General features: G+C 69.0%; 26 protein-coding genes. 12 read left to right on the top strand and 14 right to left on the bottom strand.

What is annotated here, in order from left to right:
• Positions 1 to 6: 6 nt before the first annotated feature.
• From F8566_RS01810 to F8566_RS01795, 4 genes are all read right to left on the bottom strand, one after another.
• Complete coding sequence (locus F8566_RS01810; protein ID WP_151557263.1) at positions 7 to 423, bottom strand: lasso peptide biosynthesis B2 protein; 417 nt, start codon at positions 421 to 423, stop codon at positions 7 to 9.
• The gene (locus F8566_RS01805; protein WP_151557261.1) at positions 420 to 677 is read right to left on the bottom strand and encodes a lasso peptide biosynthesis PqqD family chaperone; all 258 of its coding nucleotides are present in this window, start codon (positions 675 to 677) and stop codon (positions 420 to 422) included. Before F8566_RS01805 ends, F8566_RS01810 begins: the two co-directional genes overlap by 4 nt.
• Positions 674 to 2,299, bottom strand: a complete 1,626-nt coding sequence (locus F8566_RS01800) for an asparagine synthase-related protein (RefSeq protein WP_192809459.1) — start codon at positions 2,297 to 2,299, stop codon at positions 674 to 676. The genes F8566_RS01805 and F8566_RS01800 overlap by 4 nt, the downstream gene beginning before the upstream one ends.
• A gap of 425 nt (positions 2,300 to 2,724) precedes the next feature.
• Positions 2,725 to 2,841 (bottom strand): lasso RiPP family leader peptide-containing protein, encoded by a 117-nt coding sequence (locus F8566_RS01795; protein WP_151557257.1) that lies wholly within the window; start codon positions 2,839 to 2,841, stop codon positions 2,725 to 2,727.
• A gap of 214 nt (positions 2,842 to 3,055) precedes the next feature.
• Here F8566_RS01795 and F8566_RS01790 point away from each other — a divergent pair, with 214 nt between their 5' ends.
• From F8566_RS01790 to F8566_RS01745, 10 genes are read left to right on the top strand one after another with little or no spacing between them, the layout of a single operon-like run.
• On the top strand, positions 3,056 to 4,333 hold the full coding sequence (locus F8566_RS01790) for an FAD-dependent monooxygenase (protein ID WP_151557255.1): 1,278 nt from the start codon (positions 3,056 to 3,058) through the stop codon (positions 4,331 to 4,333).
• Complete coding sequence (locus F8566_RS01785; protein ID WP_151557253.1) at positions 4,320 to 5,114, top strand: hypothetical protein; 795 nt, start codon at positions 4,320 to 4,322, stop codon at positions 5,112 to 5,114. The genes F8566_RS01790 and F8566_RS01785 overlap by 14 nt, the downstream gene beginning before the upstream one ends.
• 3 nt (positions 5,115 to 5,117) lie before the next feature.
• A complete protein-coding gene (locus F8566_RS01780; RefSeq protein WP_151557251.1) occupies positions 5,118 to 5,894 on the top strand; it encodes a hypothetical protein in 777 nt (258 codons plus the stop codon).
• Positions 5,891 to 7,072 carry an inositol-3-phosphate synthase gene (locus F8566_RS01775; RefSeq protein WP_151557250.1) on the top strand — a complete coding sequence of 394 codons (1,182 nt, stop codon included), beginning with the start codon at positions 5,891 to 5,893 and terminating at the stop codon, positions 7,070 to 7,072. Before F8566_RS01780 ends, F8566_RS01775 begins: the two co-directional genes overlap by 4 nt.
• A complete protein-coding gene (locus F8566_RS01770; RefSeq protein WP_151557248.1) occupies positions 7,069 to 7,890 on the top strand; it encodes an SCO3242 family prenyltransferase in 822 nt (273 codons plus the stop codon). Before F8566_RS01775 ends, F8566_RS01770 begins: the two co-directional genes overlap by 4 nt.
• The gene (locus tag F8566_RS01765; RefSeq protein ID WP_151557246.1) at positions 7,887 to 8,786 is read left to right on the top strand and encodes a sugar phosphate isomerase/epimerase family protein; all 900 of its coding nucleotides are present in this window, start codon (positions 7,887 to 7,889) and stop codon (positions 8,784 to 8,786) included. The genes F8566_RS01770 and F8566_RS01765 overlap by 4 nt, the downstream gene beginning before the upstream one ends.
• Positions 8,776 to 9,453 (top strand): EboA domain-containing protein, encoded by a 678-nt coding sequence (locus tag F8566_RS01760; protein WP_192809458.1) that lies wholly within the window; start codon positions 8,776 to 8,778, stop codon positions 9,451 to 9,453. The genes F8566_RS01765 and F8566_RS01760 overlap by 11 nt, the downstream gene beginning before the upstream one ends.
• Entirely contained in the window at positions 9,453 to 10,304 is an 852-nt protein-coding gene (locus F8566_RS01755; protein WP_151557244.1) for a TatD family hydrolase, read from the top strand. Before F8566_RS01760 ends, F8566_RS01755 begins: the two co-directional genes overlap by 1 nt.
• 1 nt (position 10,305) lies before the next feature.
• On the top strand, positions 10,306 to 11,454 hold the full coding sequence (gene eboE, locus F8566_RS01750; RefSeq protein ID WP_151557242.1) for a metabolite traffic protein EboE: 1,149 nt from the start codon (positions 10,306 to 10,308) through the stop codon (positions 11,452 to 11,454).
• On the top strand, positions 11,451 to 12,815 hold the full coding sequence (locus F8566_RS01745; protein ID WP_151557240.1) for a nucleotide pyrophosphatase/phosphodiesterase family protein: 1,365 nt from the start codon (positions 11,451 to 11,453) through the stop codon (positions 12,813 to 12,815). The genes eboE and F8566_RS01745 overlap by 4 nt, the downstream gene beginning before the upstream one ends.
• A 23-nt stretch (positions 12,816 to 12,838) precedes the next feature.
• Here the strand turns inward: F8566_RS01745 and F8566_RS01740 are convergent, their stop codons facing one another.
• The 5 genes from F8566_RS01740 to F8566_RS01720 form a co-directional block, all read right to left on the bottom strand.
• The gene (locus F8566_RS01740) at positions 12,839 to 13,786 is read right to left on the bottom strand and encodes a coiled-coil domain-containing protein (protein WP_151557238.1); all 948 of its coding nucleotides are present in this window, start codon (positions 13,784 to 13,786) and stop codon (positions 12,839 to 12,841) included.
• 133 nt (positions 13,787 to 13,919) lie between these two features.
• Positions 13,920 to 14,705 (bottom strand): SDR family NAD(P)-dependent oxidoreductase, encoded by a 786-nt coding sequence (locus F8566_RS01735; RefSeq protein ID WP_151557236.1) that lies wholly within the window; start codon positions 14,703 to 14,705, stop codon positions 13,920 to 13,922.
• 131 nt (positions 14,706 to 14,836) lie between these two features.
• On the bottom strand, positions 14,837 to 15,595 hold the full coding sequence (locus tag F8566_RS01730) for an isocitrate lyase/PEP mutase family protein (protein ID WP_151557234.1): 759 nt from the start codon (positions 15,593 to 15,595) through the stop codon (positions 14,837 to 14,839).
• Positions 15,596 to 15,669: 74 nt separating this feature from the next.
• Positions 15,670 to 16,740: a sigma-70 family RNA polymerase sigma factor gene (locus F8566_RS01725; protein ID WP_151557232.1), complete on the bottom strand. Its 1,071-nt coding sequence runs from the start codon at positions 16,738 to 16,740 to the stop codon at positions 15,670 to 15,672.
• A gap of 173 nt (positions 16,741 to 16,913) precedes the next feature.
• On the bottom strand, positions 16,914 to 17,705 hold the full coding sequence (locus F8566_RS01720; protein WP_151557230.1) for an SDR family oxidoreductase: 792 nt from the start codon (positions 17,703 to 17,705) through the stop codon (positions 16,914 to 16,916).
• A gap of 272 nt (positions 17,706 to 17,977) precedes the next feature.
• On the opposite strand from F8566_RS01720, the gene F8566_RS01715 reads away from it, so the two are divergent.
• Complete coding sequence (locus F8566_RS01715; RefSeq protein WP_151557228.1) at positions 17,978 to 18,736, top strand: peptidoglycan recognition protein family protein; 759 nt, start codon at positions 17,978 to 17,980, stop codon at positions 18,734 to 18,736.
• 59 nt (positions 18,737 to 18,795) lie between these two features.
• Positions 18,796 to 19,584: an arginase family protein gene (locus tag F8566_RS01710; protein WP_151557226.1), complete on the top strand. Its 789-nt coding sequence runs from the start codon at positions 18,796 to 18,798 to the stop codon at positions 19,582 to 19,584.
• 58 nt (positions 19,585 to 19,642) lie between these two features.
• Here the strand turns inward: F8566_RS01710 and F8566_RS01705 are convergent, their stop codons facing one another.
• From F8566_RS01705 to F8566_RS52790, 5 genes are read right to left on the bottom strand one after another with little or no spacing between them, the layout of a single operon-like run.
• Positions 19,643 to 21,532, bottom strand: coding sequence for a glycoside hydrolase family 127 protein (locus F8566_RS01705; RefSeq protein WP_151557224.1), 1,890 nt, complete (start codon positions 21,530 to 21,532; stop codon positions 19,643 to 19,645).
• Positions 21,525 to 22,334, bottom strand: coding sequence for a carbohydrate ABC transporter permease (locus F8566_RS01700; RefSeq protein WP_151557222.1), 810 nt, complete (start codon positions 22,332 to 22,334; stop codon positions 21,525 to 21,527). Before F8566_RS01700 ends, F8566_RS01705 begins: the two co-directional genes overlap by 8 nt.
• Positions 22,331 to 23,293, bottom strand: a complete 963-nt coding sequence (locus F8566_RS01695; RefSeq protein ID WP_151557220.1) for a carbohydrate ABC transporter permease — start codon at positions 23,291 to 23,293, stop codon at positions 22,331 to 22,333. The genes F8566_RS01700 and F8566_RS01695 overlap by 4 nt, the downstream gene beginning before the upstream one ends.
• A gap of 2 nt (positions 23,294 to 23,295) precedes the next feature.
• Positions 23,296 to 23,751, bottom strand: coding sequence for an extracellular solute-binding protein (locus F8566_RS52150; RefSeq protein WP_404800252.1), 456 nt, complete (start codon positions 23,749 to 23,751; stop codon positions 23,296 to 23,298).
• Positions 23,706 to 24,560: an ABC transporter substrate-binding protein gene (locus F8566_RS52790; RefSeq protein WP_404800251.1), complete on the bottom strand. Its 855-nt coding sequence runs from the start codon at positions 24,558 to 24,560 to the stop codon at positions 23,706 to 23,708. The genes F8566_RS52150 and F8566_RS52790 overlap by 46 nt, the downstream gene beginning before the upstream one ends.
• Between the last annotated feature and the right edge of the window lie 162 nt (positions 24,561 to 24,722).

Below are 24,722 nucleotides of genomic sequence, written 5' to 3'. Positions count from 1 at the left end.
CGGCGGTCAGCGGCGAACCGAGACGGTGATGAGCTTCCTGAACGGCGGCATCCCTGTTCCCTCGCCGACCGGGATTCCCTCCGCCTCCACCCATGCGTGCGCCCGGAACGGGTCGGTGAGCACGCCTGTGCACCAGTCGGGCCACGTGCCTCCGAGCCTGCACAGCAGCACCGTCGCCACCGATCGCTGCAGACAGCCCTGTCCCGCGCAGCGGACGCTCACGCTGACCACGGCGTTGCGGGCGGCGAGGGCCTGGTCCTTGGTGGCGGGAGCCGCGCGACGGCTCAGGACGCCCAGCACCTGCCGGAGCCGGCGAGGAGGCAGGCGCATCAGGACACTCGCCGAGGCGACGGCGAACCGGGCGGCGATCCGCCGGCGCCACGACAGGCGCACTGACGGCTCCAGGCCGACAGGCATGGTCATGACGCCACCATCCCGGTCTCCTTCAGTGATCGAACGAGGGTGTCGACGTCGGCCGCCACCCGGTCGGCGGCCGACGGGTACCGGTGTGCCAGCGCCTCGGTCGCCTCCTCGACGGTCGCGCCTCCGGCGAGGAGCCGCACGACCGCGGCGCCGGTGGCGTTGGTCTGCCAGTAACGGCCGGTCTTCTCGTCGAGGAGGACCATGCCGTGCTCCGTCTCGGTCATGGAGACGTGGGGGGAGAGGCCGAGTCTCATGGCGCTCCTTCGATGATCGGGGTTCCTTCGGTGATCGGCTTTCCTTCGGGGGACGGCTTTCCTCCGGGAAGGGACCTGAGCCACATCTCGCACGACAGGGTGCGCAGGAGGAAGAGGATGCCCTGAGAGTTCGGGTAGAGGCCGAGCACGGCCGCGCGGAAGGCGTCAGCGTCGATCAGCCCGAGTTCGGCCAGCCTCATGTCGTCGCACAGATCGAGCAGCTCGCCGCGGTTCTTCCGAAGTCCGGCGTACGCGCTCTGGCTGAACTCGGCCTTCGTCTCGCGGTGGAGGATCTCCTCGGGGACGGCACCGCGCATCACCCGGATGAGCGCGGGCTTGTAGCCGCCGCTCCCGGCTCGATCCTCGATCCGGATCGACAGGGCCGCGTCAATGACCCGATCGTCGAGGAACGGTGCCTGCCAGCTGATCCCGTACAACGAGGTGACGCGGCCGGTGCGCCGTATGACCTCGCCCCCCTTGCGCACGCCCCGAAGCGCGGTGTGCTCGCTTCGCAGCGGCGACATCGGCTCGGAGCCGGACGCCGCAGCCACCATCCGGCGCACGGCGTCAACGGCCGCGGGTGCCGCCCAGGTGGGCATCCGCACCGACGCGTCCCAGCCGATCTCCGGACTCTCGAACGGTTTGGGAAGCGGATCGGTGAGCGACCGTGCACACTCCGCCAGCCACGTTCCATAGGAACGGTTGTCCAGCATCTCGCGCACGGTGGCGCCGAGCTTCCAACGGAAGATGGCACGGTCGACACGCATCTTCCGGGCCGCTTTGAGCGGTCTCCTGCGCGCGAGCGTGTGGATGAAAGCCGGACTGGCGAAGAACAGTTCGTCACCACCGTCGCCGGTCATGTGCACGCTGGAGCCGCCGTCGGAGATGACCCGGGCGGTATGCCGGATCTTCTCCCGTACGTGCAGTCTGCTGAACGGAGCCTCCGCATCGGAGTCAGGACCGCTCAGGCCGGCGAACATCGGCGGTACCCCTTGCGCGGGCAGAACGATGTGCTCGGCGCGGGGCATGGCCGCTACGGCCCGGTCGGCCCAGAGCCGGTCGTCGTTGCCGGTGTCCCCGGACTCCCGATGGATCGTCATGAAGGACTCCGCCCGAGGTGCTGCGAGGAAGCAGATGCTGGTGGAGTCCAGACCGCCCGACAGGTCTGCGCTGACCGTTCCGCCCCTGACCAGACGAGCCCCCACAGCCTGTTCAAGCGCTTCACGCACCCGATCGGCGCCTTCCTCCAGTGGGACGTCCGGTGAGGGCGGCCGCCACCAGCGGACCGGACGGCCCTGGCCGCCCGGCGCCAGTTCCAGGTAGTGACCGAGGGGCAGTGCCTCGACTCCTTGCCACACGCTGCGTTCGTTCAGCGGATAGGGCGCGGAGGGCGCCAGCATGTGGATGGCGAGCACGTCCTCCGCCATACCGGCCCCGGTGAGCCGAGCCAGGCTGTCGGGCCGGTTGGCCGCCACAGCCAGCGATCCGACCCTGGTGTGGAAGATCTGGCAGGCCGTCGAGTGGCTGCCCTGTGCCCGTACCCATCCGTCGATGGCGACGACCAGATGAAAGCTGCCGGCCAGGGAGCGGGCCAGCCGGTCCACATCGCTCAGGTCGTCCATTCTTTTCAATGCGGATTCGAGCATCTCGTAGGACGCGGAGAAGCATCCGAAAACAAGAAGCCGCCGCTGCCCGGCCGCGACGAAGGAGAATTCGTCCCGCGGCCATCGGCCGACGACCCAGGGGCGTCCGGACGCGTGTGAAATGACCTGCAATCGAGATCGTTCATCGGACGCGGATGAGACGACGGGTCCCGCGGCCTCGTTGTCCGGCAGCACAAAAAATTCCACGACGCATCCCGTATCAGTCCGGCGGCATGAGTACCGCACCACAAAGAGACCGCGCTCCACGAGAGAAGGGCCGGCACCGCGCTGGCACCGCGCTGGCACCGCGCTGGCACCGCGCCGGCACCGCCTTCACGGCGCCGGCGCGGCTCGCTGATGTGACCGGCGACCCCGCGATCAGATCACGGGGTCATCTGCGGTGCTCAGCAAAGGATCCAGCACTGGTCGTAGTCGTCCCAGCCCCAGGTGCCCTGGCGCAGGGTGACCTCGGCGAAGTCTCCGACCTCGGCCAGCGTGGGGGGCGTGTAGACCGTCTCCATAGCGGTGCCTCCTTCCCGTCCTCGATGACTCGTCTCCGGGATCCGAACGCCTCGGAACCCGAACTGAGCCAAACGCTAATGCGCGACCGCTTTCACTCTGCTTACATTCGCCTTTCAGAACCCCTCTGACCTCCTAATAGTGCTTGTGAAAGCGGAGTGAAAGCGCTCAGTTCTAGATTGGACTCATTTACACCATGACGTGGGAGATCTGACAATGCATACCCCCAGGGTGGCGATAGTCGGCGCCGGACTCGGCGGTCTCGCCGCGGCACTGGCGCTGGCTCGTAAAGGTGTAAGAGCCGACATATACGAGCAGGCACCGGAGCTCGGCGAAGTCGGCGTCGGTCTTCATCTGGGCTCCAACGGCAGCCGGATCCTGCAGAGCTGGGGCCTCTCAGAGCCGCTCGCGGAAGCCGCCGTCCGACCGGCCGCTCTGGAGGTGCGTGACTGGAACAGCGGACGAACGCTCTCCCGGCAGCCGATGGGCGATGCCTGGGAAGAACACTTCGGCGCGCCCTTCTACACCGTTCATCGAAGGGACCTGCATCGCCTTCTCGCTGAGCAGCTCCCGCCTGGACGGCTGCACCTGAACCACCAGGTCACCGGCTTCCACCACGAGGCCGATGGCGGGCGCGGAGACGGCGGGGTGCGTCTCACCTTCGCCGGCGGCGAGACCGCACACGCGGATGTGTTGGTGGGCGCGGACGGCGTCCACTCGGTGGTCCGCCGGGCGGTCGCCGGGCCGGAAACACCCGTGTTCTCGGGAACGAGCGCATATCGCGGCCTCGTCCCGACCAGCGGCCTGGACGGACTGCCGTGCGACACGATCCTGATCTGGCCTGGACCTGCGTCCCGGCTGCTCGGCTACCCGGTGCGAGGGGGACGGTTCCTGACGTTCGTGGCGATCGTCGCGGCTCCCGGTCGCCGGGGCGAGTCGTGGAGTCACACGGTTCATCCGGAAGAGGTCAGGGCGGCGTTCGCCGACTGGGCGCCCGAGGCCAGGAAGATCCTCGCCGCCGCCGGCGAGGTCGGGTGCTGGGTGCTCTACGACCGGGCGCCCCTGCCGAGCTGGGGGTCCGGCCGGGTCACCCTGCTGGGTGATGCGGCTCATCCCATGCTTCCCCACCACGGCCAAGGCGCCAGCCAGGCCCTGGAGGACGCGGTCGTGCTCGCTCACTGCTTGTCCAGAGCCTTCACCACTCATCCGGGAGACGGCGCCTATCTCGGAACCCACGCGCATCCGGGGAGCGAGAGGCACCGGCAGATCACTGCCGCTCTGAGCCGCTACGAGTCGATCCGCCGTCCTCACGCGGCCCGAGTCCAAGCAGCCTCCCGCGACGGCGGCTCGCAGCGCCTGACCCCGGCAGAGCACCGCGACTCGAATGGAGCCGTGCGGTCGCTCGTCGAGGACGTGTCCTGGATCCAGCGTTACGACGTGCGAAATGACCTGAACGGAACGGCTGACAGGAAGGTTGACCATGACGTCTTCTGACCCTGGACGACGGCAGATCCTCCAGAGCACTCTCGGCATCACCGCCGCCGCGGCCCTCGGAACGGCCGGCCTCCTCAACGCTCCGCGCGCCCTCGCCGCCGACGGCGGAGGCCGCCGGCAATTCCCGCCCGTTCCCGGCATGCACGGCGATCGCCGGGCCAACGAGCTCTGGTACCAGTTCGACGAGATCACCCTTGTGAGCCAGCCTCCGGAGCTCAAGGACGCCTACGCGGCCATCTACTCCTACATCGACCAGGTCGGAAAAGGCAGCATCGCCGACATCTGGCTGGAGATGGTGAAGACCAACGCCTACCCAGGCAACTTCACCGCCTTCGCAGCCCCCATCAAGCAGCCTCTTGAGGTGGTGTCCCGCATCCAGCTGGGCGTCTTCGACGCGTTCTACCACCCGCGCAGCCCCCGCCTCGTCTCGGCGTTCTCCTGGTTCGGACAGGGCGTGCTCTACGATCCTCGCCGCAAGCAGGCGCACACCATGAACGGCGACCCACCACGCGGTTACCACACATGGCACGCCTACCTGAGAGCCATGATGTTCCACGACATCGACCGGCAGCGGTGGCGGGAGCTCGCACCGCGCATCGCCCTCGCCTGGGCGACGCAATCGACCGCGAAGCCGGATGTCACGAAGGTCAATCCGCCGCTTCCCCGGGAGACCGTGCGCCGACTGAAGGCGTCCTGGATTCCCCGCACACCCGAACGGCTCGACACCGACCTCCAGTCGTTCCCCTATCCCTGGAGCACACGGCAAGGCGGAGGCAGGTGAACCATGTCGCTCCCTGAATCTGAACTCGGACGACGGCAGATCCTCCAGAGCACTCTCGGCATCACCGCCGCCGCGGCCCTCGGAACGACCGGCCTCCTCACCACCGCCACGCCGGCGCGAGCGGGCACACGGCTCCCACCCGTGCCGGGAATGCTCGGCGATCGCCGGGCCAACGAGCTGTGGTACCAGCTCGACGAGGTGACGCTCTACAACCAGCCCCAGGAGCTGAAAGACGCCTACGCCGCCCTCGCCGCAGAACTCGGCGAGCGCTGGCAGCGCGCCATCGTCCTCACGTGGCTCGAAGTGCTCGAGTCGGGCGACTATCCCGATGACTTCACCGACTACGTGGCCGCTGTGCGCTGGCCCCTCCAGGTGCTGTCCCGGGTCCAGCTGGACGTCTTCGACGCGTTCTACCGGCCGGGCAGTTCCCGCCTGGTCTCGGCGTTCTCCTGGTTCGGGCAGGGCGTCCTCTACGACCCTCGCCGTAAGGAAGTACACACGATGAACGGCGACCCGCCGATGGGCTACCGCGCCTGGCACATCTTCTCCAGGGCGATGATGTTCCTGGGGATCGATCGGTCGCGATGGCGCGCGATGATCCCGCTCAACGCGTTCGCCGGCGCCGTCCAGCTCACCGCGAAACCGGACATGTACCACGTCAATCCGCCGCTCCCCCGGGAGACGGTGCGCCGGCTGGCGCGGTCCTGGCTGCCCCGTACACCTGAACGGCTCGACACCGATTTCCGCGGGTTCCCCTGGCCGACCCAGCAGACGACATGAGCGGCGACAGCAGAACCGGTGTGTGGCTGATCGGCGCGCGCGGCTCCGTGGCGACGACGACGGCGGTGGGCGCCGCCGCGGTCGGTGCTGGGCTGGTGGACCCGACCGCCTGTGTGACCGAGAGCGCCGACTTCTCCGGTACGACGCTCGCGCCCCTGAACGAACTGGTCTTCGGCGGACACGACGTCGTCGGGACACCTTTGCCGAAACGGGCTGAGGAGCTCGCCCGGAGCGGGGTCATTCCACCGCGGCTGCTCGACGCGGTGCATGACCGGCTCATGGACGCCGACACTGAGATCCGCGCCGGGTACGACGCTGACGACGAGATCGACTGCCAGGCCGCAACAGCGGAACGGCTGGTCGACGACATCGTCCGGTTCCGTGAACGCCATCGCACGGCCAGGACGGTAGTGATCAACGTGGCCTCGAGCGAGCCTCCGCTCGACAAGCACCGCCAGTACGCGGACCTGGAGGAGTTGGAACACGCGCTCGCGCGCCCAGGTCGCCCGCTGCCGCCGAGTTCCCTCTATGCGTACGCCGCCTTACGGGCCGGGTGCGGTTACGTCGATTTCACCCCATCGCCGGGTGCGCGCGTCCCAGCGCTGGACGTGCTTGCTCGCGCGCACCGCGTGCCCTATGCGGGCAGCGATGCCAAGACAGGCGAGACGCTGGTGAAGACCGCGCTGGCCCCGATGTTCGCGGCCCGCGCTCTGCACATACGGTCCTGGTCAGGGACCAACCTGCTGGGCGGCGGTGACGGCGCGACGCTGGCCGACTCCGGCGCCAGGCGCAGCAAGAGCCTGTCCAAGGACCGGCCCTTGGCCGGGATTCTCGGCAGGCCGGTCGAAGGCAAGACGCATATCGACAACGTCCCGTCAATGGGTGAGTGGAAGACGGCCTGGGATCACATCCAGTTCGAGGGATTCCTGGGCGTCCCGATGACGCTGCAGTTCACCTGGCAGGGCTGTGACTCGGCGCTGGCCGCCCCCCTGGTGCTCGACCTGGCGCGCCTTGTGGCCCGTGCACAGGAAGCGGGACGAACCGGCCCTCTCCCCGAGCTCGGCTTCTTCTTCAAGGATCCGGTCGGGCTGAACGAGCACCGGTTGCTTCCGCAATACGAGGTGCTGCTGAGCTGGGTGCACGGCCTCAACGAAGGCGTGGCGGGAGAAGGCGTGTGAACACCAGGGACCTCGTGGAACTGCTCCGTGCTCCCGCGGCGCTGACGGTTCCGGGTGACGCCCTCGCGGGAGGAGCCACCGGGGCTGCTCCCCTGGTGTCCGCGGTGTGCCTTTACTGGGCGGGAATGGCGCTCAACGACTACGCCGATCGTGTAGTCGACGCCGAGGAACGCCCCGAACGTCCGATTCCCTCCGGGCGGGTACGCCCGCGCCAGGCCCTCGCGATTGCGTCCGGCCTCACCGGCGCCGGGCTGGCGGTCGCCGCTCTGTCCGGCCGGCGGCAGGTGCTGGCGACGGCCGTTCCACTCGCCGCTGTGGTCTGGGCGTACGACCTGAAGCTCAAGGACACCACGGCGGGCCCGGCCGCGATGGCTGCCGCCCGCGGACTTGACGTTCTGCTCGGCGGCAGGCCGGGTGCCCCTCAGGCGGCCGTCTCGGTCGCCGCGCACACCTACGGCGTCGCCCTCCTCAGCCGCGGCGAGGTCACCGGCGGGCGTTCCTCGGCCGCGGTGACCGCACTGGCCTCGACCGCCGTGGCCACCGCCGTCGCCGCCGGAGCCTTGTTCCGGAGCGATCGGCGAACGTCCTCGCTGGTGCCGCTGGCGGCCTACTCGCTGGCCGTGGGCAGGGCCCAGTCACGAGCCGTCAGGTCGCCGGACGCGTACACGATCCGCACGGCGGTGTCCGCGGGCATCCTCGGGCTTCCGCTGTTGCAGGCAGCGCTGATCGCGGCGCGGGGACGCCCGTTCCACGCCATGGCGATGGCTGCGACATGGCCGCTGGCCCGGCTCCTCACCCGGAAGGTCTCCCCGACATGAGGTTCGCGTACGGGACGAACGGATTCGGCAGCCACCGGCTGGACGACGCTCTCGCCGTGCTCGCCGATCTCGGCTACGACGGAGTCGCCCTGACGCTGGACACCGTTCATCTGGATCCGTACGCGCCCGGTATCGCGCACGAGGTGAAGCGGGTGGCCGCCAGGCTGTCCCGGCTCGGCCTGCGGACGGTCGTGGAGACCGGCGGCCGGTATCTGCTCGACCCCCGCCGCAAACACCACCCCACCTTGCTCTGCCCGCCCGAAGAGGCGGCGCGGAGGATCGACCTGCTCAAGCGCGCGGTGCGGATCGCCTCGGACCTCGGGGCCGAAGCGGTCTCGTTCTGGAGCGGCGCCGCGCCCGCCGGGCTGCCGGGACCGCTGGCCTGGGGCCGGTTGCTCTCAGGTGTGGAGACCGTTCTCGATGAGGCCGGACGGCATGGCGTGCCCCTCGGGTTCGAGCCGGAGCCCGGCATGTTCGTCGAGACCATCGCCGGTTTCGAACGGCTGCGGGACCTGCTGGACGGGCCGCGGCTGTTCGGCCTGACGCTCGACATCGGCCATTGCCGCTGCCTGGAGCCCGAGCCCGTCCCCGCGTGCGTCCGGCGCGCCGGCGCGCAGTTGGTGAACGTGCAGATCGAGGACATGCGGCGGGGCGTGCACGAGCATCTGGAGTTCGGCGCCGGGGAGATCCACTTCCCCCCGGTCCTCGCCGCGCTGGCCGAGACCGGCTACGGCGGATTGGTCGGGGTGGAGCTGCCCAGGCACGGTCATGACGCGCCCAACGTCGCCCGCCGATCGCTGGACCACCTCCGCCGGGCCTGGGCGACCGCCCGGCAACAGACTCCGGACGCGGCCGGACCAAGCAACTCGCTGAAAAGGGCCGGACATGGGACCTGATCTGGTGTCAGACGTGCAGACGCTCCACACGGTGCTCCATCGAGCGCTGGAGGAGCCCGCCGAGCACTGGCTGGAACTGGCGATCGCCCGCTGCGCCGCCGACCATGCCGCGATCACCACACTGTTCCCCTCGGCAAGGCGGGCATGCGGCGGAAACCCCGTTCCGGGGTGGCCTGACTGGAGCGTGGACCAGGCCGTACGGACACGGCTGCTGCTGGCCCTTCCGCTGAGCGGCGAGGCCCTGGCGACGACGTTGTCCGACCTCTACCACCACGGGGACAGCGCCGAGCGCATTGCCGTCCTGCGCGCGCTCGCACCACTCGACCGGCACAGGAGACTGGGCGCCGCCGGTCTCCCGCTCGTCCGGAACGCGCTGCGCACCAACGACACCCGCATCATCCAGGCGGCGATGGGCCCGTACGCCGCTGACCATCTGGAGAACGCCGCCTATCGGCAGGGGGTGCTCAAGTGCGCCTTCGTCGGCGTGCCCCTCGACGTCGTGGCCGGGCTGTGGCGGCGGGCCGACCAGGAACTCGGCCGGATGTTGAACGACCTGGTCCGCGAGCGGCGCGCCGCAGGACGGTCGATACGCCCGGACGTCGCAGCCGCGGCACTGCGCCTCCACCATCGACCGGACCCCGGCCAGGAGCTGGGAGGGGAGAACTGATGCGTATCTTCGATCCACACATCCACATGTCCTCACGCACCACGGATGACTACGAGCACATGCGTGAGGCGGGCATCCGCGCCGTCGTCGAACCCGCGTTCTGGATGGGACAGCCGCGCACGTCCCCGGCCACGTTCATCGACTACTTCGACTCCCTGCTGGGATGGGAGCCGTACCGGGCGTCTCAGTTCGGCGTCCGGCATCATTGCGCGCTCGCGCTGAACCCCAAGGAGGCGGAGGACCCCCGATGCCGTGACGTGCTGGACCTCTTGCCGCGCTATCTGGTCAAGGACGGCGTGGTGGCGGTGGGTGAGGTCGGCTATGACTCCATGACGGCCGCCGAGGAGGAGGCCTTCCAGCGGCAACTCGACCTGGCCCGGGAGTTCGACCTGCCGGTCCTGGTGCACACCCCGCATCGCGACAAGATCGCTGGCACCCGCCGCAGTATCGACGTGCTGAGGGAGGCCGGGCTGCCCCCGGAGCGGGTCGTGATCGACCACCTCAACGAGCTCACGGTGGCGATGGTCGTGGAAGCGGGGCACTGGGCGGGCTTCTCGATCTATCCCGAGACAAAGATGGATGAGCGCCGGATGGTGGCGCTCCTGCTCGAGTACGGCGTTGAGCGGATGATGGTGAACTCCGCAGCGGACTGGGGCCGCAGCGATCCGCTCAAGACCCGCGAGGTCGGCCTCGCGATGCTCGCGAGCGGCTTCTCTTCGCACGACGTGGAGGCTCTTCTGTGGCACAACCCGGCGGCGTTCTACGGCCAGAGCGGCCGGCTGCAACTCGATGAGCCGGAAGCGCCCGCCGCCGGTGACTTCGCCGGAAACACCGTGATGCGGGGAGCGTGACGTGCGCTTCCATCATGCCGACGGGACCGTCGTCCACCTCGCGTACTGCACCAACGTGCACGCTGCTGAGAGCCTCGACGGCGTCATCGCCCAGCTGGGCCGTTACGCGGGCCCGATCCGGAGGCGCCTCGGCGTTCCGCGGCTCGGGGTGGGCCTGTGGCTGGCCCGCGATGTCGCGAGCGCTCTGGTCGGTGACCGCAGCCGAACGTTGAGACTGCGGCGCGCTCTCGACGACCACGGGCTGGAGGTCGTCACGTTCAACGGGTTTCCGTATCGGGGATTCCACTCGGAGGTCGTCAAACACGCGGTGTACCACCCGGACTGGACCACGCGGGAGCGCCTCCGCCACACGCTCGACCTGGCTCGGATTCTCGCGGGGCTTCTGCCGGACGACGTTCACGCCGCGAGCATCTCCACCCTGCCGCTCGCCTGGCGTACACCATGGACCCCGGCCGCCGCGGCTTCCGTCGCGCGCAACCTCGAACAGCTCAACAAGGGACTGACCGACCTGGCCGCGGAGACGGGCAGGTCCATCCGCGTCGCGTTCGAACCCGAGCCGGGCTGCGTGGTGGAGTCGACGGACCAGGCCGTCCGGCACCTCACCGACACAGGCGATCACCTGGGTGTCTGCCTGGACGCCTGCCATCTCGCGGTCGGCTTCGAGGAGCCGGCCTCCGCCGTCGCCAAGCTGGCGGCCGCGGATCTCCAGATCTTCAAACTGCAGGCGTCCTGTGCCCTGCACGTCGAGAATCCCCGGGACCCGGCCGCGCGCCGCGCGCTGGCGCGCTTTGCCGAGCCGCGCTTTCTGCACCAGACGCGGGAAGGCGACCATGCGGTGGGGACCGATGACCTGGACCTCGCCCTCGAGGGCGAGCTGCCCGGCGAACACTCATGGCGAGTGCACTTCCACGTACCGCTGCACGCATCCCCGCCCCCGCCGCTATCGGCCACCACGGACACGCTCATGGACGCGTTCACCGCCCTCTTCGGCGGACCTCGTGCACTGACGCACCACGTCGAGGTCGAGACGTACACCTGGGAGGTCCTTCCGCATGCCGGCCGGGACCTGGTCGAAGGCATTGCCGCCGAGCTGGCGTGGACTCGCGACCGGCTCGTCGGCCTCGGCCTCAAGGAAGAGGACGTCACATGACACTCACACCTCTCGTCGTCATCAACGTGGTGGGGTTGACCCCTCGTCTTCTGGCGCACATGCCTGCCCTGTCCAGGGCCATGCGGGGCCAGGCGACATTGGGCACGGTCCTGCCCGCGGTCACCTGCCCTGTGCAATCCACATTCCTCACCGGGGAGCCGCCATCCGTGCACGGCATCGTGGGCAACGGCTGGTATTTCCGCGAGCTGGGCGAGGTCCTGCTGTGGCGTCAGCACAACGCGCTCGTCGGGGGCTCCAAAATCTGGGAGGACGCCCGCCGCGTTCATCCGGGCTACACGGTGGCCAACGTCTGCTGGTGGTACGCGATGGGCGCCGATGTCGACTGGACCGTCACCCCGCGACCGATCTACCACGCCGACGGCCGGAAGGCACCTGACTGCTACACGACTCCGGCTTCACTGCGCGTCGACCTCACCCGCGAGCTGGGCCGTTTTCCCCTGTTCCACTATTGGGGCCCGAAAGCCGGGATCAGCTCCAGCCAGTGGATCGTCGCCGCCTCCCGGATCCTTCAAGACCGCGAACGACCCGACCTGACGCTGGTCTACATCCCGCACCTCGACTATGACCTGCAGCGTTTCGGACCGGACGGGCCCGAGGCGGTGGCGGCCGCCGGCCAGGTCGACGACGTCCTCGAACCGCTGATCGACGACGCCGTCGCGCGGAACGCCGTCGTCGTCGTGTTGTCGGAGTACGGCATCTCCCCGGTCTCCCGGCCCGTGGACGTCAACCGGGCCCTGCGGAGGGAAGGCCTGCTGGCGGTCCACCGGCAGGCGGGCATGGAGTACCTCGACCCGTGGACCTCACGAGCCTTCGCCGTGGCCGACCACCAAGTCGCCCATGTGTACGTACGCGACCCGGCCGACCTGCCGAAGACCCGATCACTTCTGCTCTCGTTGCCCGGCGTCGCCGACGTTCTCGACGACACGGGGAAGGCCGAACTCGCACTGAATCACCCTCGCGCCGGAGAGCTGGTCGCCGTCGCGGAGCCCGATGCGTGGTTCACCTACTACTACTGGCTGGACGACGCCCGCGCCCCGGACTTCGCCCGTACGGTGGACATCCACCGAAAGCCCGGCTACGACCCGGCGGAACTGTTCCTCGACCCGGCCGACTCCCTCGTCAAGGTCCGCGCGGCCTATGCCCTGGCCCGCAAAGAGCTGGGATTCCGTTACAGCCTCAACGTCGTACCGCTCGACCCGTCCCCGGTACGCGGTAGTCACGGCCGGCTGCCCAGCGACTCGTCATGCGGTCCGGTCCTGCTGTGCTCGGAGAGCCTAGACCGGGACCACTACGACGCCACCGACGTCAAGTCCCTCCTCCTTTCTCTCGCGGGCTTCTGAACGTCGCGCCCAGGCGGCGGTCGTCAGAAGACGGAGATGTGGTTGTGGTCGAAGTGGTTCTGCGTGATGCTCCCCCGGTCCGACATCGCCCGCCAGCCGGGGTTGCGCATGTCGTAGATCCGCTGCTTCCAGATGACGTACTTGATCCCGAGCCGCTCGGCGTGCTTGATCGCGTACGCCGCGACCTGGTCACCGTGGGCGGAACGGTCGGCGGACGGCGCCTTGCCGCCCGTGCTCTCCATGAAGTCGCAGGCCCGGCCGGTGCCGTGGTCCTGGGGGTCGCCGGGCCGGGTGCACCCGATCGTCAGGAACGGCCCGAACTCCCTCTCGATCTCGTTGCGCACCCGGACCATCCGCGGGGTCATGCCACCGGACCCGACCATCGGAGACTCCGGCTTGAACTTCTGGAGAAGACGGCGCACCCGCTCCTTCTGGCCGGCGATCTCCCGGATGTCCGACCCCAGCTTCCTCATCTTGGCTTCGGCCTCGCTCCGCGTCCGTTCCTGCTGCCCGCGCAGGGTCTCGATCTGCTTGACCCTGGCCGCCCGCCGCTCGGCGAACTGCGCCGCCAGCGTCGCACCGTCGAGCATCTCCCGCGGATTACCGCTGCTCAGCACCTGGACGGACGGATCGACGCCGTTGTTGATGTACTGCGAGGCCGCCAACGAGGCCACCTCACCCTGTGCCTGCTCGAGGTCCGCTTCGAGGGCCTGCATCTGCCGCAGTGAGGTCGCGGCGTCCAAGCGGGCGTCGCGCAACTGCTCCAGCCTTCCGCCGGACGCCGCTTCCAGCGCCTTGATCTGGCGGGTCAGCCGTGCGACGTCCGCCGGATCGCCGGGCGCGGCGCGTGGCGCGGCGCCCGGCGATCCGGCGGACGCGGCCGTCCCCACGGAGAGGACGAGCGCTCCAGCCATCACCACCGGCACCGTCCGAGCGGGAATCGCACCGGCCCTCACGCCAAAGAGACCCATCTCGATGCAGCTCCTTCCACTCCCCGGCCACACCGGGCAAACGAAGATCCCTCCACGGTTCTACGACCGGTGAGCCGTCCGAGGTTCATCCGCCGCCGGGACGGCTGGGCGAGAAGGTGCGCATCGTCTTCGATCAGGACATGCCTCCGTCCACGGTGATCTCCTGGCCGGTGACGTACGAGGCGTCGCTGGAGGCGAGGAAGGCGACGACGCCGGCCACCTCCTCGGGTCTGCCGAGGCGTTTCATGGGCGCTGCATCGGCCATCCGGCGCATGCGGTCGGCCAGCAGGTCCGGCGGCAGATGCGTGGCACTCGGCACGTCGATCGGGCCCGGATTGACGGTGTTGACCCGGATGCCGCGGGGGGCGAGTTCGGCCGCGGCGGTCCGGGCGAACGACCGCAGGGCCGCCTTGGACGCCGTGTAGACGCCGGTCCCCGGCCTGCGCCAGGCCGGATCCACAGGCGCAAGACCGCACAGGATGACCGAGGCTCCGTCGTTGAGGTGCGGGGCCGCCTTCTGCAGTGTGAAGAAGACACCTTTGGCATTGACGCTGAAGACCTCGTCGAAGAACTCCTCAGTGGTGTCGGGCAACGGCCGGAACGTCTTGAGACCGGCGTTGACGAACAGCACGTCGATCCGGCCGTAGGCCTGCGCGACGGCGGACAGCAGCTGGTCGATCTCCTGCGGCTTGGCGACGTCGGTGGGTACCGCGAGGACGTCTTCTCCGATCGAGGCGGCGGCCTGGCGAAGTCGCTGCTCGTCCCGGCCCGCGATGGCGATCCGGGCGCCCTCCTGGTGGAGCCGGCTCGCCGTCGCCAGGCCGATGCCGCTCCCGCCGCCCGTGACCACGGCCACACGGCCGTCGAATCTGCCTGGCACACCCTGGGGCGCCGCCGCTGTGCCACCAGTGGCCGTCATGTGCGGGCTCCCGATTCCCGAGTTACTAGCATCATGCAAGTAACCTAGAACTCGACACTTTTACCATGCAAGTGCCTGGAGGTGACGGCCGCTGCTGCGGCCGTCACCACGACGGCGGCCAAGCGAGACGGTCAGGTCAGCAGTTCATGAACCGAGGCCTTCAGGTTGGCCAGCGCCTCGCGATAGAGGCGCGGGCCATAAGAGACGCGCGCCACACCCAGTTCACGGAGCTTGGCGAGGTCCGGGCCTCCGGGCCTGGTGTTGCCGTTGATCGGCCCGGGTACTTCGGCGACGAGGCGGGCGATGTCCCGCTCGTCGCCGACACCGATCGGGTAGATGCAGTCGGCCCCTGCCTCCAGATAGAGGCGGCCTCGGCGCACCGCCACCGCGACCCGTTCCTCCTCGGACACCCCGGATGCCGGGAGGAAGGTGTCGACGCGGGCGTTGATGACGATCGGAACCCCGGCGTCGTCCGCCGCGGACCGGATCGCCGCCAGCCGCTCGGCCTGCGCACCGGCGTCGACCAGTCCGCCCGCACCGTGGTCGGTGTCCTCCAGGTTGCAGCCGACCGCGCCGATCTCCAGCAACCGGTCCACCAGTTCCCGTGGCTCCATGCCGTATCCCGCCTCGGCGTCCACGGTCACCGGGACCGGCACCGCCCGAGCGACCCGCCCGGCCGCGGCGAACATCTCCCGCCAGGGCGCGCCTTCGCCGTCCGGGTAGCCGAGCATCTCTGAGATCGCGGCGCTGGCGGTGGCGACCGCTGGAAATCCGGCCTCGGCCACGATCTTGGCGCTGGCCGCGTCCCACACGTTCGGCAGCACGAGCATCTCGCCGGCGTGATGCAGCTCGCGAAGCCTGTCGGCGTGGACCTTCAGATCAGCGGTCATGGGTTCTCCAAGTCATCGGATGGGGCAAGGACATTCTTGATTCTCCTGATTGTTTGATCACTTGTCCGCGTTGCTCAGGCGCGCAGTGATCGCGGCAGGCCGAATGCCGCCAGAAGGGAGTTGTCCACGAACCGGGTCAGCGCGGCGATGCGGGCACCGGACAGGGTCAGCACCAGGACGCCGTGCGCGCGCATGATCGATGTCCGCGGGTCCTGGATGTAACAGCCGAAGGCCGGCTGCCCGTTGGCCCGCGTCGGGATCAGCACGTGCCGTCGACCACCGCGCAGCGCGGTCGTGGCCAGGAAATTCCGTACATCCTCCAAGCCGTGGTACTCCAGCGGCAACGGCGGCATGGACAGCCACGCGTCGTCGGTCAGCATCGCCACGACCGCGTCGACGTCCCCAGCCTGGAAGGCTCGGGCGAAGTCATCCACGACCCGGCGCTCCTGGGGCGAATCCGGCAGCGGAGCACTCTTCCAATCGGACCCGGGCAGCTCGCGCGCCAGCGTTTCACGTGCCCGTTTCAGCGCGCTGGTCACCGCGTTCTCGGTCGTCTCAAGAATGGCCGCCACCTCGACGGCCCGGAATCCCAGTACGTCCCGCAGCACCAGCACCGCCCGTTGCCGGGGCGGCAGTTGCTGCAGCGCCGCCAGAAACGCCAGCGACACCGACTCCCTGGCCTCGTACCGCGCCTCCGGGCCCGGCACGTGATCGACGATCTCGTCCAGCAGCAGGTCGGGATACGGCTCCAGCCAGATGGGCTCCGCCCGGCGACGCGATGGCTCAGGCAATACGACCTCCGGTCTGTAGGCCGGCTGCTCCTGCGGACGACGCGAGCCCGCCCGCAAGGCGTTCAAGCAGCGATTGGTCGCGATCCGATACAGCCACGTCCGGACCGACGCGCGTTCCTCGAAGCCGCCGATGCCCCGCCACGCCGCCAGCAACGTCTCCTGCACCAGATCCTCGGCGTCCTGCACCGAGCCGAGAATGCGGTAGCAGTGCACCTGCAGCTCGCGCCGGTAGGGCTCCACCAACTCGCGGAACGCCTCACCATCACCGTGCCGCGCCAGCCCCAGCAGATCCTCGGCCGAGCTCTCGGCCGAGGCCGAGACGTCGGACTCCCCAGCCGGCGGGATCCCTCGCATGTTGGCTCCTTCTTCCTGGCCAGACCTCTCTCATATGGATAGACACCACCAGCCCCGGAAACTGGTCGCTCCACACCCACCTTTCTTGGCGGAGGCCCAAGGACCCCCGGACCCTGGGCCAAGGACCCCCGGACCCTGGGCCGAGGATCCCCCGGGCCCTGGGCCGAGTGACGTCACACGCTCTTGATCAGTCCTCCGTCGATGAAGTACTCGTTGCCGGTGATGTTGCTGGGTGAGGCAAGGAACGCGATCAGCCGCGCCACCTCCTGCGATGTGCTGATGCGGCCGGTGGTCACGCCGAGCCCGCCCATCGCCTGCTCCACGAACGCCTCGTGGGAGACGCCCTGCTCCTTGGCGAGACGGCCGACGAAGCCGTCGGGGTCGGTCCACACTCCGGTGTCGACCGGTCCCGGCGACACGGTGACGGCGCGCACGCCCTGACTCCCGAACTGCTCGGCGATCACCTTGGTGAGGGCGTTGAGCGCGGCCTTGGAGACGTTGTAGTCGGCGGGCCCGGCGGCCACATTGCGCGCCCCGATGGACGAGATGTTGATGACCGTGCCCCTTCGCTCGATCAGGCTGGGGAGTGCGGCGCGACTGACCCGCAGTGCGCTGTAGAAGTGCAGGTTGAACGTGTGCTCCCACGCGTCATCCGGCAGCTCGATCAGGTTGAGCTCCGCCCCCTTGGCGAAGTCGTCGGTGTCACCGACCCCCACGTTGTTGACGAGCACATCGATGCCGCCGAGCTCGTCGATGGCCCTGTCGATGAGCATGGCCGGCCCCTCGGTCGTGGAGAGGTCGACCGTCACGGGCACGGCCTCGGTCTCCTTCAGCTCCGCCGTGATGGTGCGCGAGCCGGTGACGACGCGCATCCCCTCAGCGAGCAGAGTGCGGACGAGCGTCAGGCCGATTCCCTTGCTGCCGCCGGTGACGACCGCGGTCTTGCCTGCCAGTTGCAGATCCATTCGGGCGTTCTCCCTCTTCCTGGCCTCAGCGGGCGCTGCGGCGCCAGTGAACTGCTGAGACCATCCCCAACTAGTGCAACCACAGGGTTGCACATGGCTCTTCATAACTGCAACCGCCAGGTTGCACTTCAGGGGGACAGGTCGCGATGGCGTTCCGGCCTCGCCGACCTTGTCGTGAGGGACCACCGTGATCCGGATGCGCTTCTCCCGATGAGGCCCCACAATGATCAACTAAGCAAGATCAGCAACTGTCGGCTGAAGGAGTCCCCGCCATGCCCCAAGCCCCCCGCCTTCACCGTCGAGGGCTTCTCCTCGGCACCGCCGCGATGACCGGCGGCGTCGTCCTGGGCGCTCTGCCGTTCGCCTCTCGCGAGGCGCAGGCAGCTCCCCGCGTGTACACCCGGGCGGACTGGAAGGCACGCCCGCCGAAGGCCGTGGCCACCGTGCTTCCCCAAGGCCCCGACCACATCGTCGTGCACCACACCGCCTCCCAGAACTCCACGGACTACTCGCTGGAGCACGCGTTCGGCCTGTCCAGAGCCATCCAGAACTTCCACATGGACGACAACGGCTGGGACGACACCGGCCAGCAGCTCACCATCAGCCGCGGCGGTTTCCTCATGGAGGGCCGCAACCGCAGCCTGGAGGCCATCGCCGCCCGCCAGCACGTGAGGGGCGCCCAGACCCTCGGCCACAACGACCACACGATCGGCATCGAGAACGAGGGCACCTACCTGACCGAGCGACCCACCAAGCGCCTGTGGTGGAAGCTCGCGTACACCTGCGCCTGGCTGTGCGACACCTATGACCTCGACCCCTACGAGGCCATCGTCGGCCACCGCGACTACGTCGCCACGGCCTGCCCCGGCGACGAGCTCTACGCGATGCTCCCGGCCCTGCGCGCCACGGTCGCGACCATCATGGACATCACGTCCCCCCGCCGCGAACTCCACCCACCCCGCCGCGGCCCCTTCCCCACACCGCGGACTCGCTTCGACCACGGCCCGGCCGCCTCCCCCGGCGAGCGTTAAAGCTTGGTCCGAGTCCCGGCCGTTGGCGTCGCGAAAATCCCTGCTAGTAATTTCGCGGCATGACAACGGTGTTGTGTGTTCCGCAATGGCAGGGATCGGCTTCGGACAGGGCTCCGTATCTGCGGGAGGGCGCGCTTCGCACTGCCGAGCTGGTCGAGGCGGACGAGACGGTCACGGTGCCCGTGCCCGAACGGATCGGGACGAGGAGTGAAGGTGTGCGGGCGCTGGACGTGCTCGTCGAGACCTTGCGGCTGACGGAGAAGGTGCTGTCCGGGATCGATGACACGGTGCTGACCGTGGGCGGCGACTGCGCGGTGGACCTGGCGCCGATCGCCGCCGCCCGCGCTGAGCATGGCGACGACCTGACACTCCTGTGGATCGATGCGAACCCCGACGTCTTCGCGCCAGAGGAACTGCCGTCGGGGGCGTTCCACGGGATGGTGGTGCGGGCCCTGCTCGGTGACGGCCCGGCCCCGCTCAATCCGGCCGAGCCGCTGACGCCCGCGCAGGTGGTGATCGCGGGAGAACGGGCGGACGAACCGGCCGAGCACGCCTACCTCAGGGCGAAGGGCATCCGGACGTACGGCGTCGACGACTTCGAGCGGGCGCTCGACGGCCTCACCGGCCCTGTCTACCTGCACGTCGATCTGGACGTCCTCGATCCCGCCGACTTCCGCTCGGTGTGTTACTCCTATCCGGACGGGGTGAGCGCGGAGCGCCTGATCGACCTGGTGTCACAGGTGGACGGCGTGGTCGGCGCGGCCATCACCGAGCACGCCCCCGCAGAGGACCCAAGCCCGGCCGAGACCGAGATCATCCAGCGACTGGCGGCCGCGATCCGCCTGTAGCGTTGCCACAGGACGGCCAAGGCCAGCGCGAAGGCGGCGCGCTGGCTCTTGCGCGCGGTCAGGAGATGTCGGGGAGCCAGACCCGCATGGTGGCGGGACCCCGATTGCCCCACAGGTGGTACGGGATGAGGGTGAGGGGCTCTGGTTCTCCCGCTGGAGGGCTCGGCTCGGTGCCGTAGGGCCAGGGTGTCTCCTTCGGACGGGTCTCGCGGGCGTTCACCGTCAGCGTCACCGCCGAACCGAGATCGGCGGCGGTGGTCTCGGCGGGAGGGGTCGCGGGATCCACGCCGAGCGAGTCCAGCCGTGCGTCGGGGGATTCGGCGCAGTAGACCAGCGGGCCCCGTTCGACCGCGACGCAGCCGCGCACGGCGTCGATGCGCGGGTCGGGGTGGCTCCAGCGGGGACGCATCGGGAGGTCGAGCCGGAGCTCCTCCCCCGGCCGCCAGTCGCGTTCGATCGTGACGAGCCCTGGATCCGCGGCCTGCCGGGTCTCGCCGTACGACACCGACGCGCCGCCGGCCCACGCCGGGACGCGCAGGCTGATCCGCCACGGCCCGCCAGGTGCCTCCACGACTCGTACGGTCACGGCGCCCGACCAGGGATAACCCGTCTCGACGCGGAGCCCCACGCGACCGGCGGACAGGGCGGTCTCGATCGCGCACGAGGTGAGCTGGTGCAGTTGGACCCCGTCGTCGTCCGCGGTGGCCACGTACGCCGAGAGGCTCGCCAGCGTCCGGCCGAGATTGGCCGGGCAGCACGAGACGGCGAGCCATGGTGCCCGCCGGCCCACCGGAGGCCGCCCCCAAGGCCACTGTCCCTCGACACGCGGCGGTCCCAGGACACGCTGCTGGAGGGTGTTCACGTAGAAGAAGGCGCGTCCGTCCGTGGCGGGCGATGCGGCCACGACATTGAAGAGCGTCCGTTCGGCCAGATCGGCGTAACGAGGCTCGCCGGTGGCCAGCAGCAGCCGCCAGGCGAGCATGACCGAGGCGACGGCCGCGCAGGTCTCCGAGTACGCGTGCTCCGGGGGCAGCTCGTGGTCCTCGCCGAAGGACTCGTCGGAGTAACGCGAGCCCATCCCGCCGGTGATGTACGTGCGGGCGGCCACCGTGCGCTCCCATTGCGCGATCACGGCCTGGAGCAGTTCGTCGTCGCCGGTCTCCACGGCCACATCGACCGCGCCGCTCGCCAGGTAGAGGGCGCGTACGGCATGGCCGCGCATGACGCGGGCCTGGCGGACCGGGACGTCGTCCTGGAAGTAGGTCCGGCCGAACTCGATGTCTGCCAGCGCCGGCTTGCCGCGCCGTTCCACGAACAGCCGCGCCTGTTCCAGGTAGCGGTCGTCGCCGGTCAGCCGGGACAGCTCCACCAGGGCCATCTCGATCTCGGGATGGCCGCAGACCCCCGCCCGGCCGTCCGGTCCGAACTCGCGGTACACGTGATCGGCCGCACGACGTGCGACCCCGGTCAGCTCGTCCTCGCCATGCGTGCGGGCGCGCGCCACGGCCGCCTGGATGAGGTGCCCGTAGCAGTAGAGCTCGTGGCCCCATTCGAGGTCGCGGTAACGATGACCGGGACCGTGCGGGCCGAACCGGGTGTTGAGGTAGCCGTCCGGTTCCTGGGCGGCGGCGACGAGGCCGGTGATCTCCTCCAGCCCGCCGATGTCCTTGCCGGCGCGCGCGGACTCCCAGGCGAGCCCCTCCAGCAGCTTGTAGACCTCCGAGTCGGCGAACTCCCGGCCGTTGAGCTCGCTGGGCGGGCGACCTTCCGCGGCGACACGGAAGTTGCCGATCCACCCGGTACGGGTCATCCACTCCCGGCAGTGGCCGAGGATGACCGAGGCGTTCAACTCCTGGCGGTCGCCCCAGAATCCGGGGGTGAGGCGTACTTCGTCGACACCGAGCGGGCGCAGCACGCCCCTGGTCGGAACGACCGGTCCCTTAACCACGCAATGCTCCCGACATGAATCCCCGCACGTAGTGGCGTTGAAGGACAAGGAACAGCACCAGGCACTGCAGCGCCATGACCACCACGCCCGCCTCCAGCGCGCCGTAGTCGATGGCGCCGAACGTGCGCTGCTGCATGCTCACGGTGGCGACCGGCAAGGTGAACTTGGCGGCGTCGTTGATCAGGATCAGCGGCGCGAAGAAGTCGTTCCACGCGGTCAGGAAGGCGAAGAGCCCGACCGTGATCAGCCCTGGGCGGACCGCGTGCAGCAGGACCCGGAGCAGGGCCGTGAACGTGGTGCAGCCGTCGACGAGCGCGGCCTCCTCCAGTTCCTTGGGCACGGCCTCGAACGAGTTGCGCATCATGAACACCGCGAACGGCAGCTGGAACATGATGAGCACCAGGCTGAGCCCGACGAGGGTGTTCTGCAGGTGCAGCCACCCGAGCAGCACGTACAACGGGATGAGGATCGTCGCGTACGGCACCATCAGGATTGCCAGGGTGGTCAGGAAGAGCAGGTTCTTGCCGGGGAAGGAGAACCGGGCGAACGCGTACCCGCCGAGCCCGGACACCACGAGGGTGCCGGCGACCGTCATCGCGGAGACGGCCACGCTGTTGAACAGGTACGTCGGCAGACCCTCGCCGTACTCCGCCATCTTGGTGTAGTTGCCCACGCCGAAGCCGGACGACTGGCCGCTTCCCGGCTGGCCCTTGAGCGAGGAGTAGCCGCTCCACAGGAGCGGGAACAGGAACAAGATGGCGAGAGACGCCCCGGCACCGTGGAAGCCGAATCGGGCCCTCATCCGTTCTCCTTTCGAGTCCGGCGCCGCAGCACTCCCAGCTGGACCACGTTCAGCACGATGAGGACGGCGAGCACCACGACCGACAGCGCCGCGGCCGCGCCGAGGTCGAAGCGGACGAAGGCCTCCCGGTAGATCACCATGACCATCGACATGGTGCTGTTGTCCGGCCCGCCCTGGGTGAGGATGAAGAACTGGTCGAAGGCCAGCAGCGAGCCCGTGACGCTGAGCGTGAGCATCAGCGCGAGAGCGGGCCGCAACAGCGGAAGGGTGATGTGCCGGAACGTGGCCCATCGGGACGCGCCGTCCACCCGTGCCGCCTCGTACACCTCCATGGGGATGCCCTGCAGCCCGGTGAGCAGGATCAGCATGTTGAACCCGGCGAACCGCCACAGGACCAGGACGATCGTGGAGAACAGGGCCATGTTCGGGGTGCCGGTCCAGGCGACCGGCTCGTCGATGACGCCCAGCTTGCGCAGCATGGGGTCGAGCGGCCCGATGCTGTTGCTGAACAGCCCGTAGAACAGCAGCGAGGCGGAGGCGAACCCGACCGCGCAGGGCAGGAAGAACGCGGTGCGGTAGAAGCCGGTGCCACGCCGCCGTTCCTGGACGAGCAGAGCGAGCCCGAGCGCCGCCCCGGACAGCAGGACCGTGATGATCGCCGTGTACTTGAGGGTGAACCAGACCGAGTCGCGGAACAGCTGGTTGTCGCGCGCACGCGTGTAGTCGTCCGGGAAGTTCGCAGTCGGGTCGCCCAGCAGCGGCCATCGGTGCAGCGACATCCAGAAGACCATGACGAGGGGCAGCAGGAAGAACACGGCCACGACGACGGCGGTCGGCATGGCGTATCCCCATCCCGCCAGGCCGCGCGACCTCCACCACGGCCGCCGCGGCGCCGGCCGCCGATCCCGCGCACGACCGGCCGGCGTTCCGGCGCGGGATTGGGCGGTGGTCACGCTCATCCTCACTCCTGCTTCAGCGCCGCGGTCAGCTTCTCGGCTCCGGTTCTCAGCGCGCCGCCGACGTCGTTTCCGAAGACCGCTCCCCTGGCGACCTGCAACCACGGTCCGTTGGGGTCGTTGTAGGTGGGGCCGAAGTTCATGGCGAACGGCGTCTTGCCCTTGGCCACCATGCCGTTGATCAGAACGACCCGGGGATCGGCGGCGGAGTACTTGTTGCTGGCCAGGTCGGTGCGGGCCACGACGTCCTTGTTCTTGGCCACGATCTCGGTCTGGGCCTGGTCGGACATGGTCCAGGCGATGAAGTCCCAGGCGGCGTCCGCGTTCTTGGAGGTCGCCGAGATGCCGACGGAGTCCCCGCCGACGAACGTCGACTCCCCGCCGTCCGGCCCGGGGATGGGCGCGACGCCCACCTTCACCTTGTCGTCGTCCGGCATCGTCCCGAGCGTGGTGGACGGCATGGGCAGGAGGCCGACCTTGCCCTTGGGGAAGACGCCGGTCCAGGTGGCGCCCTTCTCGTCCTTGGCGGCCGGGTCGACGACGCCATTCGCCCAGAGGTCCGGTAGGTCTGGAAGACCTGCTGGGCCTGCGGACTGTCGATGGTGGAACGGGTGCCCTGCTCGTCCATGACGTCGCCGCCCGCGGCCCAGATCGACGGCCAGTAGGTGAAGACGTAGCAGCCGCCGCAGGATCCACCCCAGAACGTGCCGTAGGTGTCGCCGCCGACCTTCTTGCGGATGGTGGTGGCGTGCTGGGCGAACTCCTTGAGGGTCTTCGGCGGTTTCTCCGGGTCGAGGCCCGCCTTCTTGTAGAGCACCTTGTTGTAGAAGAGAACGGACAGGTCGAGGGTGTGAGGCAGGGTGTACTTGCGTCCCTCATGCGTGCCGAGCTTCATGTGCGACGGCGCCATGGACGCGGCGTACGGCAGCTTGGCGATCCGGTCGGAGAGGTCGAGGAAGAGCCCTTGAGAGGTGTACTTCGGAACGAAGATCACGTCGGCGGCGAAGACGTCGGGCAGGTTGCGGGCCCCGGCGGCCGCGGCGATCCGGGGCTGGTAGTTGTCGACCGGGATGACGGTCAGCTTGACCTTGTTCTTGTGCGAGGCGTTGTAGGCGTCGACCAGCCTGCGGGACTGCGCCTCCGTGGGCGACCGGGTCCACATGGTGATCGTGGTGCCGTTGCCGGAATCCCCCGTGTCTCCGTCGCCACCGCAGGCGCCCAGCGCAAGTCCGAGCGCGAGCACTCCCACGGCGCATCGATTGCTCTTCATGGCCCCTCCTTCTGGAGACCGGACGTGTGTAAGGCGTCACACGGACCCTCGTGCCGAAAACACCTAAAAGGTTTTCGGTACACTGATTAGAGCTATAAACCTGGTAGGAGACCCTGTCAACGGCCTGTTACGGGAACGTGTCTCGTGCGGCCGATGTCGGCC

Source organism: Actinomadura rudentiformis (assembly GCF_008923185.1).
GTDB classification, from domain to species: Bacteria; Actinomycetota; Actinomycetes; order Streptosporangiales; family Streptosporangiaceae; genus Spirillospora; species Spirillospora rudentiformis.
This window is presented reverse-complemented; position numbering and strand designations above follow the sequence as displayed.

Bases quoted from the DNA above. Each gene is read 5' to 3' on its own strand.
- F8566_RS01765 (WP_151557246.1), top strand. From the start codon at position 7,887: ATGAGGTTCGCGTACGGGACGAACGGATTCGGCAGCCACCGGCTGGAC.
- F8566_RS01800 (WP_192809459.1), bottom strand. From the start codon at position 2,299: ATGGACGACCTGAGCGATGTGGACCGGCTGGCCCGCTCCCTGGCCGGC.
- F8566_RS01720 (WP_151557230.1), bottom strand. From the start codon at position 17,705: ATGGATCTGCAACTGGCAGGCAAGACCGCGGTCGTCACCGGCGGCAGC.
- F8566_RS01695 (WP_151557220.1), bottom strand. From the start codon at position 23,293: ATGAGCGTGACCACCGCCCAATCCCGCGCCGGAACGCCGGCCGGTCGT.
- F8566_RS01715 (WP_151557228.1), top strand. From the start codon at position 17,978: ATGCCCCAAGCCCCCCGCCTTCACCGTCGAGGGCTTCTCCTCGGCACC.
- F8566_RS01725 (WP_151557232.1), bottom strand. From the start codon at position 16,740: ATGCGAGGGATCCCGCCGGCTGGGGAGTCCGACGTCTCGGCCTCGGCC.
- F8566_RS01700 (WP_151557222.1), bottom strand. From the start codon at position 22,334: ATGAGGGCCCGATTCGGCTTCCACGGTGCCGGGGCGTCTCTCGCCATC.
- F8566_RS01745 (WP_151557240.1), top strand. From the start codon at position 11,451: ATGACACTCACACCTCTCGTCGTCATCAACGTGGTGGGGTTGACCCCT.
- F8566_RS01735 (WP_151557236.1), bottom strand. From the start codon at position 14,705: ATGACGGCCACTGGTGGCACAGCGGCGGCGCCCCAGGGTGTGCCAGGC.
- F8566_RS01790 (WP_151557255.1), top strand. From the start codon at position 3,056: ATGCATACCCCCAGGGTGGCGATAGTCGGCGCCGGACTCGGCGGTCTC.
- F8566_RS01810 (WP_151557263.1), bottom strand. From the start codon at position 423: ATGACCATGCCTGTCGGCCTGGAGCCGTCAGTGCGCCTGTCGTGGCGC.
- F8566_RS52150 (WP_404800252.1), bottom strand. From the start codon at position 23,751: ATGCCGTCCACCACGCTCGGGACGATGCCGGACGACGACAAGGTGAAG.
- F8566_RS01730 (WP_151557234.1), bottom strand. From the start codon at position 15,595: ATGACCGCTGATCTGAAGGTCCACGCCGACAGGCTTCGCGAGCTGCAT.
- F8566_RS01805 (WP_151557261.1), bottom strand. From the start codon at position 677: ATGAGACTCGGCCTCTCCCCCCACGTCTCCATGACCGAGACGGAGCAC.
- F8566_RS01775 (WP_151557250.1), top strand. From the start codon at position 5,891: ATGAGCGGCGACAGCAGAACCGGTGTGTGGCTGATCGGCGCGCGCGGC.
- F8566_RS01780 (WP_151557251.1), top strand. From the start codon at position 5,118: ATGTCGCTCCCTGAATCTGAACTCGGACGACGGCAGATCCTCCAGAGC.
- F8566_RS01795 (WP_151557257.1), bottom strand. From the start codon at position 2,841: ATGGAGACGGTCTACACGCCCCCCACGCTGGCCGAGGTCGGAGACTTC.
- F8566_RS01755 (WP_151557244.1), top strand. From the start codon at position 9,453: ATGCGTATCTTCGATCCACACATCCACATGTCCTCACGCACCACGGAT.
- F8566_RS01785 (WP_151557253.1), top strand. From the start codon at position 4,320: ATGACGTCTTCTGACCCTGGACGACGGCAGATCCTCCAGAGCACTCTC.
- F8566_RS01760 (WP_192809458.1), top strand. From the start codon at position 8,776: ATGGGACCTGATCTGGTGTCAGACGTGCAGACGCTCCACACGGTGCTC.
- F8566_RS52790 (WP_404800251.1), bottom strand. From the start codon at position 24,560: ATGAAGAGCAATCGATGCGCCGTGGGAGTGCTCGCGCTCGGACTTGCG.
- F8566_RS01710 (WP_151557226.1), top strand. From the start codon at position 18,796: ATGACAACGGTGTTGTGTGTTCCGCAATGGCAGGGATCGGCTTCGGAC.
- F8566_RS01740 (WP_151557238.1), bottom strand. From the start codon at position 13,786: ATGGGTCTCTTTGGCGTGAGGGCCGGTGCGATTCCCGCTCGGACGGTG.